Origin of the sequence: Pseudomonas gingeri (genome assembly GCF_013385425.1) — a bacterium.
Taxonomy (GTDB): domain Bacteria; phylum Pseudomonadota; class Gammaproteobacteria; order Pseudomonadales; family Pseudomonadaceae; genus Aquipseudomonas; species Aquipseudomonas gingeri_D.
Genome location: NZ_JACAQA010000009.1, coordinates 104,547 through 121,238, shown reverse-complemented (window position 1 = coordinate 121,238; position 16,692 = coordinate 104,547). Strand labels below are relative to the sequence as shown.

19 protein-coding genes are annotated in these 16,692 nt (G+C 55.2%); 13 read left to right on the top strand and 6 right to left on the bottom strand.

What is annotated here, in order from left to right; translation table 11 throughout:
* Positions 1-897, top strand: a complete 897-nt coding sequence (gene xerC, locus HX830_RS14225) for a tyrosine recombinase XerC (RefSeq protein ID WP_177100845.1) — start codon at positions 1-3, stop codon at positions 895-897.
* The gene (locus HX830_RS14220; protein ID WP_177100843.1) at positions 897-1,604 is read left to right on the top strand and encodes an HAD family hydrolase; all 708 of its coding nucleotides are present in this window, start codon (positions 897-899) and stop codon (positions 1,602-1,604) included. The genes xerC and HX830_RS14220 overlap by 1 nt, the downstream gene beginning before the upstream one ends.
* A 132-nt stretch (positions 1,605-1,736) precedes the next feature.
* On the opposite strand, the gene sutA is transcribed toward HX830_RS14220, so the two are convergent.
* From sutA to glnK, 4 genes are all read right to left on the bottom strand, one after another.
* A complete protein-coding gene (gene sutA / locus HX830_RS14215) occupies positions 1,737-2,069 on the bottom strand; it encodes a transcriptional regulator SutA (RefSeq protein WP_100942140.1) in 333 nt (110 codons plus the stop codon).
* Between the two features lie 102 nt (positions 2,070-2,171).
* Positions 2,172-2,597, bottom strand: a complete 426-nt coding sequence (locus HX830_RS14210; RefSeq protein WP_100942141.1) for a secondary thiamine-phosphate synthase enzyme YjbQ — start codon at positions 2,595-2,597, stop codon at positions 2,172-2,174.
* A gap of 212 nt (positions 2,598-2,809) precedes the next feature.
* Positions 2,810-4,150 carry an ammonium transporter gene (locus HX830_RS14205; protein WP_103499024.1) on the bottom strand — a complete coding sequence of 447 codons (1,341 nt, stop codon included), beginning with the start codon at positions 4,148-4,150 and terminating at the stop codon, positions 2,810-2,812.
* A gap of 34 nt (positions 4,151-4,184) precedes the next feature.
* Complete coding sequence (glnK, locus tag HX830_RS14200) at positions 4,185-4,523, bottom strand: P-II family nitrogen regulator (RefSeq protein ID WP_002555808.1); 339 nt, start codon at positions 4,521-4,523, stop codon at positions 4,185-4,187.
* 416 nt (positions 4,524-4,939) lie between these two features.
* Here glnK and HX830_RS14195 point away from each other — a divergent pair, with 416 nt between their 5' ends.
* The 3 genes from HX830_RS14195 to HX830_RS14185 all read left to right on the top strand — a co-directional run bounded on the left by HX830_RS14195 (position 4,940) and on the right by HX830_RS14185 (position 6,514).
* Positions 4,940-5,200: an accessory factor UbiK family protein gene (locus HX830_RS14195; RefSeq protein WP_177100842.1), complete on the top strand. Its 261-nt coding sequence runs from the start codon at positions 4,940-4,942 to the stop codon at positions 5,198-5,200.
* A 200-nt stretch (positions 5,201-5,400) separates the two neighbouring features.
* On the top strand, positions 5,401-5,700 hold the full coding sequence (locus HX830_RS14190) for a helix-turn-helix domain-containing transcriptional regulator (protein ID WP_177100840.1): 300 nt from the start codon (positions 5,401-5,403) through the stop codon (positions 5,698-5,700).
* A 250-nt stretch (positions 5,701-5,950) separates the two neighbouring features.
* The gene (locus HX830_RS14185) at positions 5,951-6,514 is read left to right on the top strand and encodes a hypothetical protein (protein WP_177100838.1); all 564 of its coding nucleotides are present in this window, start codon (positions 5,951-5,953) and stop codon (positions 6,512-6,514) included.
* A 32-nt stretch (positions 6,515-6,546) separates the two neighbouring features.
* On the opposite strand, the gene HX830_RS14180 is transcribed toward HX830_RS14185, so the two are convergent.
* Positions 6,547-7,020 carry a helix-turn-helix domain-containing protein gene (locus HX830_RS14180; protein ID WP_177100836.1) on the bottom strand — a complete coding sequence of 158 codons (474 nt, stop codon included), beginning with the start codon at positions 7,018-7,020 and terminating at the stop codon, positions 6,547-6,549.
* Between the two features lie 84 nt (positions 7,021-7,104).
* Positions 7,105-7,392 (bottom strand): HigA family addiction module antitoxin, encoded by a 288-nt coding sequence (locus HX830_RS14175; RefSeq protein WP_177100833.1) that lies wholly within the window; start codon positions 7,390-7,392, stop codon positions 7,105-7,107.
* 481 nt (positions 7,393-7,873) lie between these two features.
* Between HX830_RS14175 and HX830_RS14170 the strand changes: the two genes are divergently transcribed.
* The 8 genes from HX830_RS14170 (at position 7,874) to HX830_RS14135 (ending at position 16,593) form a co-directional block, all read left to right on the top strand.
* Entirely contained in the window at positions 7,874-8,404 is a 531-nt protein-coding gene (locus HX830_RS14170) for a BRO-N domain-containing protein (RefSeq protein ID WP_177100831.1), read from the top strand.
* Positions 8,405-8,654: 250 nt separating this feature from the next.
* Entirely contained in the window at positions 8,655-9,119 is a 465-nt protein-coding gene (locus tag HX830_RS14165; protein ID WP_103497686.1) for a mobile mystery protein A, read from the top strand.
* Positions 9,110-9,697: a mobile mystery protein B gene (locus HX830_RS14160; protein ID WP_177100829.1), complete on the top strand. Its 588-nt coding sequence runs from the start codon at positions 9,110-9,112 to the stop codon at positions 9,695-9,697. Before HX830_RS14165 ends, HX830_RS14160 begins: the two co-directional genes overlap by 10 nt.
* A 334-nt stretch (positions 9,698-10,031) precedes the next feature.
* On the top strand, positions 10,032-11,153 hold the full coding sequence (locus tag HX830_RS14155) for a YifB family Mg chelatase-like AAA ATPase (protein WP_256350506.1): 1,122 nt from the start codon (positions 10,032-10,034) through the stop codon (positions 11,151-11,153).
* A gap of 435 nt (positions 11,154-11,588) precedes the next feature.
* On the top strand, positions 11,589-12,434 hold the full coding sequence (locus tag HX830_RS14150) for a site-specific integrase (RefSeq protein WP_256350505.1): 846 nt from the start codon (positions 11,589-11,591) through the stop codon (positions 12,432-12,434).
* Complete coding sequence (locus HX830_RS14145) at positions 12,427-14,130, top strand: site-specific integrase (RefSeq protein ID WP_177100826.1); 1,704 nt, start codon at positions 12,427-12,429, stop codon at positions 14,128-14,130. Before HX830_RS14150 ends, HX830_RS14145 begins: the two co-directional genes overlap by 8 nt.
* On the top strand, positions 14,130-16,175 hold the full coding sequence (locus HX830_RS14140; RefSeq protein ID WP_218171291.1) for a hypothetical protein: 2,046 nt from the start codon (positions 14,130-14,132) through the stop codon (positions 16,173-16,175). The genes HX830_RS14145 and HX830_RS14140 overlap by 1 nt, the downstream gene beginning before the upstream one ends.
* Positions 16,156-16,593, top strand: a complete 438-nt coding sequence (locus tag HX830_RS14135) for a hypothetical protein (RefSeq protein ID WP_177100822.1) — start codon at positions 16,156-16,158, stop codon at positions 16,591-16,593. Before HX830_RS14140 ends, HX830_RS14135 begins: the two co-directional genes overlap by 20 nt.
* The last annotated feature ends 99 nt before the right edge of the window (positions 16,594-16,692 follow it).

Below are 16,692 nucleotides of genomic sequence, written 5' to 3'. Positions count from 1 at the left end.
ATGGAGCGGCAGCTGGACGCCTACTGCGAGCACCTGCGCAGTGAGCGCCAGGTGTCGCCCCATACGCTGCTGGCTTATCGCCGCGACCTGGACAAGGTCCTGGGCTTTTGCACCAAGGAACAGATCGGCAGCTGGAGCGCCCTGGATATCCAACGCCTGAGGCGCCTGATCGCCCGCCTGCACCAGCAGGGTCAGTCTTCTCGCAGCCTGGCCCGCCTGCTGTCGGCGGTGCGCGGGCTGTACCAGTACCTCAACCGCGAAGGCCTCTGCACCCACGACCCGGCCACCGGCCTGGCACCGCCCAAGGGCGAACGCCGCCTGCCCAAGACCCTGGATACCGACCGCGCCCTGCAATTGCTGGACGGCGGGGTGGAGGACGACTTTATCGCCCGTCGCGACCAGGCCATTCTCGAGCTGTTCTACTCCTCGGGCCTGCGCCTGTCGGAGCTGACCGGGCTCGATCTGGAGCAGTTGGACCTGGCCGACGGCCTGGTGCAGGTTCACGGCAAGGGCAGCAAGACCCGCGTCCTGCCCATCGGCCGCAAAGCCCGGGAAGCCTTGCAGAGCTGGTTGCCGCTGCGCGCCCTGAGCAATCCCCTCGACGACGCCGTATTCGTCAGCCAGCAAGGCCGTCGCCTGGGTCCACGGGCCATTCAACTGCGGGTCAAGGCCGCCGGCGAGCGCGAACTGGGGCAGAACCTGCACCCGCACATGCTCCGGCACTCCTTCGCCAGCCACCTGCTGGAGTCGTCCCAGGATTTGCGCGCCGTGCAGGAGCTGCTCGGCCACTCGGATATCAAGACCACGCAGATCTACACCCACCTGGACTTCCAGCACCTGGCAACCGTCTATGACAGCGCCCATCCCCGGGCCAAACGCAGCAAGGACAGTGAGTAATGACGATTCAGCTGATCACCTTCGACCTCGATGATACCCTGTGGGATACCGCGCCGGTTATCCACAGCGCGGAGGCCGTTTTGCGTGAATGGCTGGCCGAGCATGCCCCGAACCTGGGCGGCGTGCCGGTGGAACACCTGTGGGCGATTCGCGAACGGGTATTGCTCAAGGAGCCGACGCTCAAGCACCGCATCAGCGCCTTGCGCCGGCGGGTTCTGTTCCATGCCCTGGAAGAGGCCGGTTATCCCCATGCGCAGGCTTTGCAGCTGGCGGAGGAGAGCTTCGAGGTGTTTATCCACGCCCGGCACCAGATCGAGGTGTTTCCGGAGGTCGAGCCGACCCTGGAGGCTTTGGGCCGCTCCTTTGCCCTGGGAGTGGTCACCAATGGCAATGCCGACGTGCGCCGCCTCGGGCTCGCCGACTATTTCCGCTTTGCGCTGTGTGCCGAAGACATCGGCATCGCCAAGCCGGATGAACGGCTGTTCCACGAAGCCCTGGTGCGCGGCGGCAATGTCCCGGCCAGCGCGGCGGTGCATATCGGCGATCACCCCGGGGACGACATCGCCGGGGCCCAGCAGGCCGGCCTGCGGGCGATCTGGTACAACCCGACGGGCAAGGCCTGGGAAGCAGAGCGGCAGCCGGATGCGCAGGTTCGCAGCCTGAGCGAGCTACCGGCACTGCTGGCCGGTTGGAATATCCCTGCCTGAGCGCATGCCCCTGTAGGAGCAAGCTTGCTCGCGATCACCGGCGCAGCCGGTGCCAAACACCTCTGTCCGCCCATGAAAAAGCCCGCAGCGACGGCGGGCTTTTTCAACAAAGCAGAAAACCGACGCTGAGACTCAGATAGGCCGGCTGCCGTATTTGTTATCGGGCTTCTTGGGCGGATCGGCCACCACATTGGCCTCGACTTCCTGCACCTTGCCGCCACGCGCCAGGAACTCTTCCATGGCCTTGGCCAGGGCGTCGCGTTCCTTGTTCTTGGCTTCAACGCTCGGCAGTTCGTCAACCGACACCGCAGCCTTGGCTTTGCCCTTGGCAGTCGGTACCGGTGCATCACCACCGTCGTCATCGGCAACATCTACATCTTCAGCTGACGCCGCTTCCAGACCTTCTTCGGTTTCGTCGTCTTCACCGACCTCGAGGTCGTCGTTTTCCAGATCATCGTCGCTCATGTTCTACCTCATGACTTGCGAAAAGCAGATTAGTTATAGCCCAGCTGTGCCGACTGTCGAAGGCCGCCGGAAAAAAATCAACATCCGCTGCATACCAGCGGCTTATGCCCCGTCACCGTAAAGGGTGGCAAGGACTTTACGAGCACCGCCATGATCCCGGTGCTCGCCCAGATAGACACCTTGCCAGCTACCCAGAGCCAACCGTCCCGCCGTCACCGGCAAAGTCAGCTGACAGCCTAGCAAACTGGCCTTGAAGTGCGCCGGCAGGTCGTCCGCGCCTTCGTCGTTGTGTTCATAATCGGCCTTGACCTGGGGTACCAGCCGGTTGAAAAAACGCTCGAAGTCGCGACGGACCGCCGGATCGGCATTCTCGTTGATGGTCAACGAGGCCGAGGTATGCTGCAGCCACAGATGCAAAAGACCGACCTGGCACGCCTGGAGTTCAGGCAAACCGTCGAGCAACTCCTGGGTCACCAAATGAAAACCCCGGGGCCTGGCCCGCAAGGTAATCAGGGTCTGTTGCCACATACAGTTCTCCGCCCTTCGGCGCGCATTCTAGCGCGCTGTGGAAAAAAGCAAAGCGCCTAATCCTCTTGCTTTGCTGTAAGCAATCGACCCTTACAAAAACGCCCTGGGGTTTTGGCCGTAATGCCTTTGGATAAATCCTTTCAGTCCCTTTTTCAATGACAAACTCCAGGCAAAAAAATGCCCGGCAAGCCGGGCATTTTTTTTCAGTGCGGTTACACGTTCAAGCCACGCTCGTTGTGTTGCGCCAGGTCCAGGCCCACCGACTCTTCTTCGTCGGTCACACGCAGCCCCATCACGGCATCCAGCACCTTGAGGATGATGAAGGTGACGATCGCGGTGTAGATGACGGTGAAGCCGACGCCTTTGCACTGAATCCAGACTTGTGCGGCGACATCGGTGGTAGCGGTGTTGAAGCCGCCCATGGACGGTGCGGCGAACACACCGGTCAGGATCGCGCCGAGCATACCGCCGATACCGTGCACGCCGAAGGCGTCCAGGGAGTCGTCGTAGCCCAGTTTGCGTTTCAGCGTAGTGGCGCAGAAGAAGCACACCACACCGGCCGCCAGGCCGATGATCAGCGAGCCCATCGGGCCCACGGTGCCGGCAGCAGGCGTAATGGCAACCAGACCGGCGACCACACCCGAAGCGATGCCCAGGGCACTTGGCTTACCGTGGGTCAGCCACTCGGCGAACATCCAGCCCAGCGCAGCGGCGGCGGTAGCGATCTGGGTGACCAGCATCGCCATACCGGCGGTGCCGTTGGCCGCCGAGGCGGAACCGGCGTTGAAGCCGAACCAGCCGACCCACAGCATGGCCGCGCCCATCAGGGTGTAACCGAGGTTGTGTGGCGCCATCGGGGTGCTCGGGAAGCCTTTGCGCTTGCCCAGCACCAGGCAGGCCACCAGGCCGGCAACACCGGCGTTGATGTGCACCACGGTGCCGCCGGCGAAGTCGAGCACGCCCCAGTCGCCCAGCAGGGAACCCGGGCCGCTCCAGACCATATGCGCAATCGGCGCATAGACCAGGGTGAACCACACGCCCATGAACACCAGCATCGCGGAGAACTTCATGCGTTCGGCGAAGGCACCGACGATCAGCGCCGGGGTGATGATGGCGAAGGTCATCTGGAAGGTGACGAACACCGCCTCGGGGAACAGCGCCGTCGGCCCGGTGATGCTGGCCGGCGTGATGCCCGCGAGGAAGGCCTTGGCCATACTGCCGACGAAGGAGTTGTAGTTGACGACGTTGGCTTCCATCCCGGTGGTATCGAACGCAAGACTGTAGCCATAAATGAACCACAGAACGGTGATCAGCCCGGTAATGGCGAAGCACTGCATCATCACGGAAAGAATGTTTTTCGAACGCACCATGCCGCCGTAGAACAGCGCGAGGCCTGGGATCGTCATGAACAGCACGAGGGCTGTGGAGGTCAGCATCCAGCTGGTATCGCCGGAATTGAGGACTGGAGCAGGTACCGGGTCCGCCGCCATGGCCAAGGCCGGCATTACGAGGGACAACAGGGCTCCTAGCCCTGCGAATTTACGCAGAGTCATATTGTTTTCTCCTGGGGCGTTGGGGTTTGGCGGCTTAGATTGCGTCGGTATCGGTTTCGCCGGTACGGATGCGAATAGCCTGTTCCAGATTGACCACAAAGATCTTGCCGTCACCAATCTTGCCGGTGTTGGCCGCCTTGGTTATCGCCTCGATAACCCGGTCAAGATCCTTGTCGTCAATGGCGACATCAATCTTCACCTTGGGCAGGAAGTCGACCACGTATTCCGCGCCGCGATACAGCTCGGTGTGACCCTTCTGCCGACCGAAGCCTTTGACCTCAGTAACGGTAATGCCCTGCACGCCGATCTCGGACAACGACTCGCGCACGTCGTCCAACTTGAACGGCTTGATGATGGCAGTGACTAGCTTCATGAAAACTCTCTCCCGAATTGGTGGACTTGCCCCAGGAAAACAAACCCGACTCAAGTCTAAGCGCAGTGCCTGGCTTTGTAACGCATCGTCGGTCCACATCTACCGCCCGACGCCAGCTAACCGCTGCCGGCGAAACTTCCCAGCTTCGCCTGCCGCACTGCATTCGTCACAGCGACTGCATCAGTGCATGGGTCACTGGCAACTAAGCAGAAAGCTTGCCAGCTCCGTAAAAACCAATGATTTCAGTCCCTTGGTCGCTATGGAGGGTGAAAAAGCACGTTGCGCCCGGGCTATACGCACAACAACGGTGCGCACTGCGCCAGCGCGATGCGCGATAACCGTGCGCCCGCCCCATGGAAATGACTATAGACACTGCGTGGTACACTGGTCGGTAATCTGTTTCCGGAACCTTAGCCATGCTTGCGCCCAAAGCTTTCCTCGATGCCCTGAGCGGCCACGCCTCCCGTTTGTTCAGCGGTGAAACACCCCTGCCCCGCCAGGAATTCGAAAGTCAGTTCAAGGTGCTGTTGCAGAGCGGCTTCAGCAAGCTGGACCTGGTCAGCCGGGAAGAGTTCGACAGCCAGATGGTGGTGTTGGCCCGGACCCGCGCGCGGCTGGAGAGTCTGGAGGCGAAGGTGGCGGAGTTGGAGGCGAAGCTGAATCCGCCAGTGGAGTGACGTTGCATCACCCGCTCCTGCTTCTTGCGGGAGCGGTGGATTACCGTTCGATCGCTCCTGCTGGAAATATTGACTCCTCGCAATCCCCTGTCTGAATCCTCCTACTTCACTCTCCCGTTAATCGACCAACGTTGACATTTAATCGTTTATAAACGACAAATGATCACAGCGAAGCTCGGTAACGGACAGGAGAACGAAGAATGAAAGACAGATCCCATGATGCAGCAATGGCCGGGGTGTTCCGCGGCGACCCGGCCTACGCGGCAGAACTGCTGAACAGCATCCTGGCAGACGGCGAACAGGCTGAGCTGCTGATTGCCCTTCGCCAGATGGCTGAAGCTTTTGGCGGCGTGCGTGGCGTCGCCAAGGCAGCCGAGCTAAATCCGACTCAGCTCTATCGAACCTTGTCCGCCGAAGGCAACCCGGCTGTCAGTAGTCTCACCGCGATCTTGCGTGTTATGGGGTTGAGGTTGGCAGTTCAACCACTGACTGCTCACTGAGAGAATGTGGGACGAAAAACGTCCCACTCAATTGAATACCCTGCGCTGAAACCTCTATCGAAAACACCGACCGTTATAATATCCTAAGCGAAATGCTCACGGTTTTTATTGCCTAATAGAACATGCGATATATATCTATTGTTCTAAAATTATCATGATCTATCTCGGGAACATCATCGATTAAATCAGACCTTACTCGTTCATTAGCTTGTCACCGCAACCCATCTATTGAAATACAGTTTTAATGCCCATGAAAAGAACATTAAAGTTCCTCATTTTCACTTCGCTACTTTTGACCGTCGGTTGCGCGAGCAAGATCAAGGTCCCCGAAGTCTCGGGAACCGTCCTTAAGGATGGCCAACCTGTGGAAAATGCGAAGATCAGGATCATTACCGAAGTCCCGCGAGAAACCACCACGCCTCTGCAACACCTGATGGTCCAGGCGCTCGCCCAAACCACAACACTGCAAACCCGTAGAGAATTCAAATTCGTGGTAACTGTCTCCGAATTGACCTACACCAATGCGAAAGGGGAGTTTTATTTCTACCCCTTCGAGGTTGATCTACCCGCCGCAGAAACCGATGACACACCTACGCCACGAAGTCGTGATCAAGCCGCTGAAAATCCGCTGCGCGGAGATACACCTGCGAGCCGGCTACAAATCCAGTTCGAATACAATAATCAATGGATTCGGGGATGGGGCTTTGAACGCGGAAGCCGGGCCTTGCCTCAAGAAGGTCTGGAACTGCAATGCGAGTTGCCGTCAGACAAAGGCACCGCCCCAAGGACGGAAGTTATCTGTCACGAAAGATAATAAAACGCTCCAATGTCCCCCAATCGCGGCGTTCATTGCCTGTCAGCCCTTCGACGAGAAGGAATCAGGTCTGCCAATGAGTCGCTGCTGATTGCGCCGTTATCGCTTCGAATTACAACCTGGGAGGCCGCTAGCTTCTTGGGCACGCGCACCTTGCTCTTTTGAGGTATCAGCGCGTCACCTAGAGCTCGTGTAGCGGTAGGTGCTTTCTTCTTACTCAAAAGAAGACTCGCATCCTGCAGATGGCGACCAAGCTCATCCTCGCCAGCGAGCTTGGCCAGGTCCTTTTCGAGTCCCAGCACCTGCATGATGGCCAGATAGGCACCGATGGTACTGCCGGACGAACCGCGCTCAAGGGCGCGCAAGGTCATCTGGGACATACCGGCGCGCTCGGCGGCCTGTTTGGCCGTAATTTTGCGCCGCAACCGAGCGAGTTTAAGCCGCTCGCCGAGGTCAGCAAGCAAGCGTTCGGTTGCCAGCAGAAGCGGCGCAGTTTTCTTGGCCATACTGTTATCACTTCACTTAAGCGAAGTAAGTGCAATTATTCTGGCTATATCGCGCTGAAGACACCAATTTAATTGCACTTCTGTTCAGGGTGTACCGAGTTGCCGTGTCGGATACTGATAAATCTCTGAGCTACGCAAATCATAGGTCGATTGCAGGTTAAGCCAGAGCTCGGGCGTGGTTCCCAAGCAGATGGATAACCGGAGCGCCACGTCCGCGCTAACACCTCGACGTTGAAGCACGATGTCATTAATTTCCGATGCTGAGACATTCAGAGCTCTGGCCAAGACCGCAGCCTCCAGCGCCAAAGGCTCCAAGTATTCTTCTTTGAGGATTTCGCCGGGGTGTACCGAGCGCATACCATTCTTGATCATTGTTCACCTCCGTAATGGCCAACGATCCCGCATGATTAACGCTAGGCGTCCTCATGACCAGACAACGAATCGTCTGGACACATAAAAGTCTCCACGGATCTTCCACACTCGACTAACCGCCCATAGCCGCTCCCAGATTGACGCATCTCCCACCGTCCCCGTTGAAACACATCATTTACTCCACGAAAAATCTAGAGACGAAATCGCCCCTTGCGAAACCCTACCCACCGCCCTAACCTCACAACTGCCGATCACCTCGGCACTGGGTTTGGCGACCCGGAAAGCTTAAGGCGCACGACGCCCACCATCCGATAGCGGGCGTTTTTTCATGCTCGTCGATTCGTGTCATGGCGGCTGTGCGTGGGAGATCTTCGGGTCTGCCGGGTTCCTTTTGCTCCGGTTCGCCAACCCGCGTACAGCTGCCACCCAATTGTTTGGCGACGATTGCCGGCAGTCCTTTCAAGCAAAAGGAGCTGTCTTGATGAATAACGCTGAAACGTATCTGGTTCCTCACGTCTTTACTCGTCACAAGCTCAATCTCCACGCGCTCCTGCTGGAAAACCAGGCCTGGTTCAGCGCTCGGGATCTTGGACGATTGCTTGGACGACATCTCGATGACCGTGCCGTTCGCAAGCTCGATGCCGACCAGCATCAGAGCCTGTGGATGCTCAGTCATGGCCGGGTCGAATACACACTCCTGATCAGCGAGTCCGGGGTTTACGCTCTGCTGATCTATCACTACTGCCCGGAATACCGGAGCCTGCGGGAGTGGCTGACTCATGACGTGGTACCGGCTCTCAGAGATGCAGAGCAACCCGACTCAACCGAGCGCCCCATCCTGAGCTTGCTGGATTGGCCCGAAATGTCCCTCAGCCTGCTGCACTGGAACAATCAGCCCTGGATCAGGCTGCAAGATGTTCCCCATATGCTGCCGGAGGGAGAACAGCCACGCAGCACTCGAAACGCACCGTGGTGGAAACGAGCGTCACGCCTGCTTCCATCGTTTTCGTAAGGTTGGGGCTCTGGGGCCTCCTCAATGCACCGGAGGACTGCACAGAGCCACCGGCACCAGCTTTCACACCCAAGCCATTGTCAAAACTGTTAGCCTATAGGCATACAAAATCTTTATTTTTGTATGCCTATGGGCTTTCAAAAACATTATTTTGTTAGCCTATAGGCTAACAAAAATGATACATTGTTAGCCTATAGGCATACACAAATACCTATTTTGACAGCTTATAGGCTGTCAAAAAGGAGATCTCATGCGTAATTCCTCACTCAGCAACCTGCGTCTGGCTCAGGTGGAACGGGCTCTCGAGCCCTTCGTAACCCTCAAAGGGAAAACTACCCCTCGTGGTGGCTGGCTGCGCTCGATTCGAGAATCCCTGGGCAGAACTGTACGCAGTCAGGCTGCTCTGCTCGGCGTGGCGCCCGCCACGCTTCAAAAATCCGAGCAATCGGAGGCAGATGACCGAATTACCCTCGGTCAACTGAGAAAACTGGCCAACGGGCTGGACTGCGAGCTGGTCTATGCACTGATACCGAAGAAGCCTTTGCATGACATGGTCGAAGAGCGCGCAGAATCGTTGGCCCGGAAAGAGGTCATGGGGGTTTCGCACATGATGGCCCTTGAAGACCAGCGCCCGTCCGACTCATTCATCGAACGCAAGGTAACTGAACGACGCCAGGAACTGCTGGCAGGAGCGTGGGCTCGACTATGGCGGTAGAACTCGAACTGAAACCCGGGCAAACCCCTCTCGACCATGACGAAGCCGCAGGCCTCAAGCCAAAACACATCAGTACCCAGGGCGAGCTTGACGAGTGGGAAGCGGAAAACCTGCTCAAGGCCCGGCAATGGCTGAATCGCCAGAAAAAGCTTGATGTGCTTAACGAACACTTCTGCCGCGACCTTCACAAGAAGATGTTCAGCGACACATGGAACTGGGCAGGCACATTCCGCAGAACTGAAAAAAATATTGGCTGCGATCCGATACAGATCTCGATCAAGCTGAATCAGCTCCTGGGCAATGTGGCGTACTGGGTAGAGAACAAGACCTTCACACCGGATGAGATAGCGGCTCGCTTTCATCACCAGCTCGTGTCGATACACCCCTTTCCAAACGGAAATGGTCGCCATGCTCGTTACATGACCGATGCACTTCTAAGGCAGTGCGGTTGCCCTGATTTCTCCTGGGGTAACGGGAATCTGGTTTCAACCAATGAGGTCCGTGATCGCTATATCCAGTCCCTCTGTGACGCCGATGCCGGCGATTACGCCCCACTTATGGTCTTCGTACGTAGTTGAGCCCCCCCTTGGGAACTACGTATCAAGCGCAGTGAGCGCCGGCCCGCTGTTGCCATCACTACCAAGAGAAAAAAGATTCCAATACAATTTCTTCGCAGCCCTGGCCATTCCACTCCCGGGTTACTGAAACGGTGAAGAACCTAGGTATATATGGCCCCGCTATGCGGGGCCTACTCGTTTCTGACGACCTCGCTGGCCGATGCTAACCCTGCTTCCCGCCCCCCACGAACAGACATCGAATCGTCTGGACACATAAAAGCCCCCAAGCCCCTCCCCCTCTCAACTAATCTTCCAGAACCGCAGGAAGCGGCCCCTTCGCGTTCAAGGAAAGAACATGTCCCTGGCCATCGTCCACAGTCGCGCCCAGGTGGGCGTGGAAGCCCCCGCCGTCACCGTCGAAACCCATCTGGCCAACGGCCTGCCGATGCTGACGCTGGTCGGGCTGCCCGAAACCGCCGTGAAGGAAAGCAAGGACCGGGTCCGTAGCGCGATCCTCAATTCAGCCCTCGATTTTCCGGCACGACGCATTACCCTGAACCTCGCTCCGGCGGATCTGCCCAAGGACGGCGGACGCTTCGACCTGGCGATTGCCCTCGGCATCCTGGCCGCCAGCGTGCAGGTGCCCGCCCTGACACTGGACAACCTGGAATGCCTGGGCGAACTGGCCTTGTCCGGCGCCATTCGCCCGGTGCAAGGCGTGCTGCCGGCGGCCCTGGCCGCTCGCGCCGCCGGACGTACGCTGGTGGTGCCACAAGCCAACGCCGAGGAGGCCTCGCTGGCCTCCGGGCTAACAGTGATTGCCGTCGACCATCTGCTGCAACTGGTGGCCCATCTCAATGGACATGCGCCGATCAAACCCTTCGAATCCAACGGCCTGCTGCACTTGAGCAAGCCCTACCCGGACCTGAGCGAAGTGCAAGGCCAACTCGCCGCCAAACGCGCCTTGCTGATCGCCGCCGCCGGGGCGCATAACCTGCTGTTCAGCGGCCCGCCCGGTACCGGCAAGACCCTACTCGCCAGCCGTCTCCCCGGATTGCTACCGCCGCTGGACGAACAGGAAGCCCTGGAGGTCGCGGCCATCCAGTCGGTCGCCAGCCATGTGCCGTTGAGCAGTTGGCCCCAGCGGCCTTTTCGCCAACCGCATCACTCGGCCTCGGGACCCGCGCTGGTGGGGGGCGGATCGCGACCACAACCCGGCGAAATCACCCTGTCCCATCACGGCGTGCTGTTCCTTGATGAACTACCGGAATTCGACCGCCGGGTATTGGAGGTTTTGCGCGAACCGCTGGAGTCCGGCCATATCGTGATTTCCCGCGCCCGCGACCGGGTGCGCTTCCCGGCACGCTTCCAACTGGTGGCGGCGATGAATCCCTGCCCCTGCACGGTCGACATGGACGACGTGGACAGACATAGTCTACATTGCGCGCCCCATGGACATTTAGACCCTCACACCTAGATGGCAACCCTAGAAAGAATTCGCTACACCCCCAGCCAAATTAAGCTGCTAGACGGTGAGTTGCACAGAACACCAGCGTCAGCTAAGAACATCATCGAGTCACTCCCGCAAATCGTTTGGGCTGACCAGACCCCGTGGAGAGAGGCGAACCTTTGGGCATTCGAGCAGGCGAGCAAAAGTACCGACTCGAAAACTACTTTATCTTCGATCACCCACCTTCACGCTTACGCCAAATGGCTAGAGAGCCAGGATGTTAAGTGGTGGCATTTTCCGGCGCGTGAGGCAGATCGATGCTTAGTGAGATTCCGAGGCGACCTGATCGCGGCTAGAGATTGCGGAGAGCTGGCACCGTCTACGGCGTCTCAACGCATGGCGGCAGTTGTCAGATTCTATAAGTGGTTGGCAGCGTCCCGGTTGCTGTCTACAGAATGGCCCATGTGGACTGACGAGCAAGTCGGCGTCCGGCTGGTGGATGAGTTCGGTTTTGCTAGAACGATGATGGTCGCGACAACAAATTTGGCGATCCCAAATCGCAAGGCTCCGGGAGAAAAACTTGAAGATGGGCTCATCCCACTTACCGTAGAGGCTGCCAGTCAGGTGGTCAGCTTCGCTTTGATACATGGGAATTATGAGCTCTACCTTCTATTGAGGCTCGGCTTCGGCACAGGGATGCGGATAGGCACCCTATGTGATCTGAGGATCGGCACAATTAAGCGGGCCGTACCTGATCCCATGTTCCCAGGCTTCAACAAGCTTGCGGTTGGCCCAGGAGCGCACCCACCAGTACACACTAAGTTCGGTGTTACTGGTCAGGTCTGGATCAGCGACGAAGATCTGAAGCTTTTGAATGAATACATTTATTCGACTCGAAGGTTAGCCCGCCAGAGCCAGGCTGCGCCTGGTAGCCGCGATGTGATCTTCCTGAGTCGTTACGGGAAAGCTTTCGGCCACGGGGATGGCAACGCCAGTCACGGTATCAGTGTGCAACTGGGCAGGCTGCGAAAAGACGGGATTTCAAATGGGATCAGCGCCTTCCGGAACTTCCGATTTCATCAAAGTAGGTGCACTTTCGCGACTGAACTCGCACGTATTGCACTAAAACACGGCACAGTTAGTACGGCTATTCAAATGGTTCGACAAGCGCTGCTCCATAAAAGCGAAAAAACCTCCCTGACCTACATTCGCTTCATCGAAAAGATGGAAGTGATGTCAGAAATAGCGGACGCCTTCACACGTGACTTCTTAGGAATAGCCGGCTCGGATGCATTCGGCAATGAGTGAAATTCTAGACCTAACCTTTCCAGCGCTCCCCTATGGCACGCATGAAGCTAGGTTTGACCTCGCTTCTTTGCTCTACATCGGGGCCTCGAAAGCTCCCGCTGACAAGGCTATGAAATTGATTGAGGCTGGCCATTTCGGCCTCCCTGACGCTAAGCGCCTCCCGCTGGCTCAGGCATTACATGACGAATTAAGTGCACAGATAGTCCGTGGCGTTCAGCCAGTTACTGTCAAAACCAGAATCCGCACTTTGCGGACCTTTTTCTCATGGTGTGACCAAAGCTCTTCCCAGGCGACTATAGAGCAAGTCGCTGCGTCCTACCAATCTTGGGTAGAACACTTGATCCAGAGAGTACGGGTCAACCGAGACTTAAAAAATATGACCGCCTACAGGCAGGCACAAACGATTGACAACCTACTAAAGCCTTGCCTCGGGCTCACTGTCGGTCTTCTATCCACAACTAGGCTTAGTGCGAACTCAAAAAAATATAAAGCCTTGGGTACAGAGGCTGACAAACAAAACTTAGAGGAGCTCTTTAGGTTCGGTAGCTTCTTGATGGATGTATCAAATAACTTAACAGTAGACGCGATGACTGGACCTCTGCCGTTAGTAATAAAATTAAAATCCGGTGATATACTTACTGAACAACCGGGACTGCAAAACATAAAAATCGAAGATTCTTGCCAAGCCGCCTCAGAAAAAAATAGATTTTTAGAGCGCAGGGCGGTAATTCCATCTCATCTTGTTTTTGAAAAGCGGAAATCCCTGGTAAACCTCCGGATAGAGGCCGAGATTTTAATTTTCATATCGCAGACCGGAATGAATCTTTCCCAAGCCGCAAGACTGAAAGTTGGAAATTTTAGATATAAGACTGATGGGGATGATGTTGTAGTTTACAGAGTCTACAAGGGGCGTCTTGGCGGCGAAGCTGAGTTTGTAATATTCAAAGAATATGTACCACTGTTTAAGAGATACCTAGAATGGATTAACATTTTAGGAGTCGCTGACGACGACCGATTGTTCCCTTTTGTTTATTCAAACAAGATCCCCGTCGAGGGGAGTTTTCCAACATTTCAGGGTATTATTGCTCGCTGTAGAACGCTAGGAATTAAACATTTTCGCCCTATGGCCTTGCGTAAATCTAGAATCAATTGGTTACTTCGGAAAAGTCGCAGTCCTGACCTCGTGGCTGAGATGGCCCAACATACAAAAGAAACCTTGCTACATATATATGAGGAGCCGCATCACCAAGCAGCGGCTGTAGAGATATCTCGATTCTATAGAATGACCGATCCAGCTGTCGCGTCAGTGGGGCCCGGAATGTGTATAGCACCAGTGCACCCCATGATGTCGAGCACGTTATTGGACGGAGCCTATAATCCTGATTGCTCAACACCTGCAGGTTGCCTTTTCTGCGAATACCAACGCGATATAGATAGCGAAGATTACGTGTGGTCTTTAGCTACCTATAAGTACCTAAAAGCGTTGGAACTGGATCGTTCTGTTCCTTCCAAAGAAACTAAAACAAATCACCACATAATTTCACTGATAAACCGCATCGATACAAAGCTCAACCATTTTTCTAAAAGTGGTGAGCCTCGTGCATCTTGGGTGATAGAATCTGAGAACAGAATGAGAGAAGGCCGCTTTCATCACAACTATGAGGGACTGATACAACTTATGGAGCTAGCGCGGTGATGCCGAGTATGGTTTTTGCAGGATTGAATATAGTTACAGCCACGGTATCGCCAGGCGACGTGAACTTTATGCCGAGCGCTTGGCCGCCCGCACCTGACTTTCCAATCTGCATATCTGCCGAGGGTGAAATCACAGCGAGGTATGGCGATAACGAGTGGGATCTAACACCATGGGCAGGCTTTGTACTAAAGCTAAACTTTGGAGAATCTAAGAGAAAAAATTTCGGAAATATCAGCCCGGAAAACTCTGAAATCTTCAAGCGCATTATAGCATTTTGGATTTACGGCCCTAATCCGTGTAGAGAAATCCGGACACTACAGAGTCAGTATGAAAATCTCAGACAGGTCTTCACACACTGCACGAAAAACAATATTGTCGCATCTGATTTGTATCGCTTCCCAAAAGTTATTGAAAGCTTTTCAAAGGTCATCTGGCCGTCCCAGGCTGGTCGACTTATCGTACTACTTCATACCTTATGGGAGCGGCGCGAGCATTCTGGAGTATACATTCTTGACGACAAAGGGATAGCCGAATTACAGTCAAAAATCCCTGTGCATGAGAAATCACAGACCGCTTATATACCACCCCGTATATGGCTATATCAATTAAGTCGGCTCCGTGATTTCCTTGAAGACTTCAGAAGTAATTTGGATGCTTTGGAAGCATGTGCGGAATACTGCCTTCAAGCATATGCTATAAGCGCCGGTAGCGTGGAAGCCGCATGCTCACTATTGACAAAGCATAATCGCCCCTTTATATCAGTAAACAACCCAACTAGAAATGATAAGCTATCTGGCGCTCATGGATTCGGACCCTTTTATATCACGGCCGAAAACTTCGGAATTTCGGATCTGCTAGAGAAATGGTGTGGAGATGTCCGACATAATGGCGTAACTATCTTATCGCAGTATTTTTCAATGGCTACCCAGATCGGCAAAGCATATTTACTAAATTTTACGCTAATGCGGATCGATGAAACCTCCTCGCTTCGATCCGATTGCTTGGTCATTGAAAAAGACAAGATTACAAAAGAGGATATCTACCTCCTCAGAGCATCGACTAGCAAAACAGTCGAGGACGATGAGGCATGCTGGATCACCTCTCCATCTTCTAAGGTAGCCATTGAGGTAATGAACTCAGTTAGTAAATTTAGGACTAGGTGTGCCTCCTTCAACTCAGAGATTTCACTGACTGAGGAAGACAGACAGAATCCTTTTCTTGAACTTAGAGCTTACGAGCCATGGCGTAGAAGTACCAGATTTGATACCACGCCAGATGTCCGGCGTAATGAACTGCATTACGGTATGTTTCCAACCAGATATCCAAGACTATTTGATGAGGGCGAGCTTCAGATCCAGGAAGGTGATTTAATGGGGGCTCTTCTGATCACTCCAACATTATCCCCTGCAAAATATGCTGTGGGTAAAACCTGGCCGCTTGCATGGCATCAGCTTCGGCGCACGGGGGCGGTTAACATGAGCGCCTCTGGGATTGTGAGCGACCCCTCCGTTCAGTATCAACTGAAGCACGCGAGTCGTGCCATGACTAGATATTATGGAAACGGTTATTACCATCTCAATGCAAATTTGAATCAAGAAGCGCAGGCTGAGTATATCCGCGCTATGTATGAATCAGTGGCTAGAAGCTTCTCTGCACTCAACACATCTACCTTCGTAAGCCCCCATGGTGAAAAGAGAAAAGACCAAATATTACATCTGGTCAGTGTGAATGATCACATCAAGCTTGTTAAGGCTGCGAAAAGCGGCGCGATTGGTTACCGCGAAATTCTTCTAGGAGCATGCGCCAACCCAACGCCCTGCCCCTATGGGGGGATAGACTACGTTGGTAGATGTGGAGGTGGCGATGGCAAACCCGCATGCCTTGATCTACTGATTGATAAGGGCAAAAAACAACAAATCCTAAAGCTGAGGGACATCCTTCAAAAACGTTTGAGAGACGCCGACGAGGGATCTCCGTTGCATACATCGATCAAATATCAGCTGCAGGCTATAGAGAGCGTCTTGGATGCCATCAAAAATTCCTGATTCACCTCGCGGCGGGCGTGCCGAGACAGCGTTCCGTGAGGCTTTTGACAGGCTCAAGCGGGGTAACCCGAACCTATTACCCAAAGGAGCGCGGGTTACTCAAAACAATGTGGCCAGGGAGGCGGGGTTAGATCCATCGGCTTTGAAAAAAGCTAGGTTTCCCACTCTTATTGAGGAGATCCAGCATTGGATCGACCAATACGGTGATCAGCAGCCCCGCTCTCCATCACAATCAATTTACGCCCAGCGCAATCGCAATAGGACGCTACGGGAGCAGATTGAGGCCCTCAAAAGCCAACGAGATAATGCTTTGGCTCTGCTAGTGGAGGCTGACTCAAAAATCCTTGAACTCACGATGGAAAATCAACGGCTCCAAGCAACAAAGCCAAAAAGCAACATTTCCAGGCTAGGTGGGTAATTGCAGAGACTTGCCCCCCCATTTGCATTCGGCATGACCAATCATTTCCAACGGATTTAACCATCAAACTGGGAGGCCGTGACCGGCAGAAGTAACCCA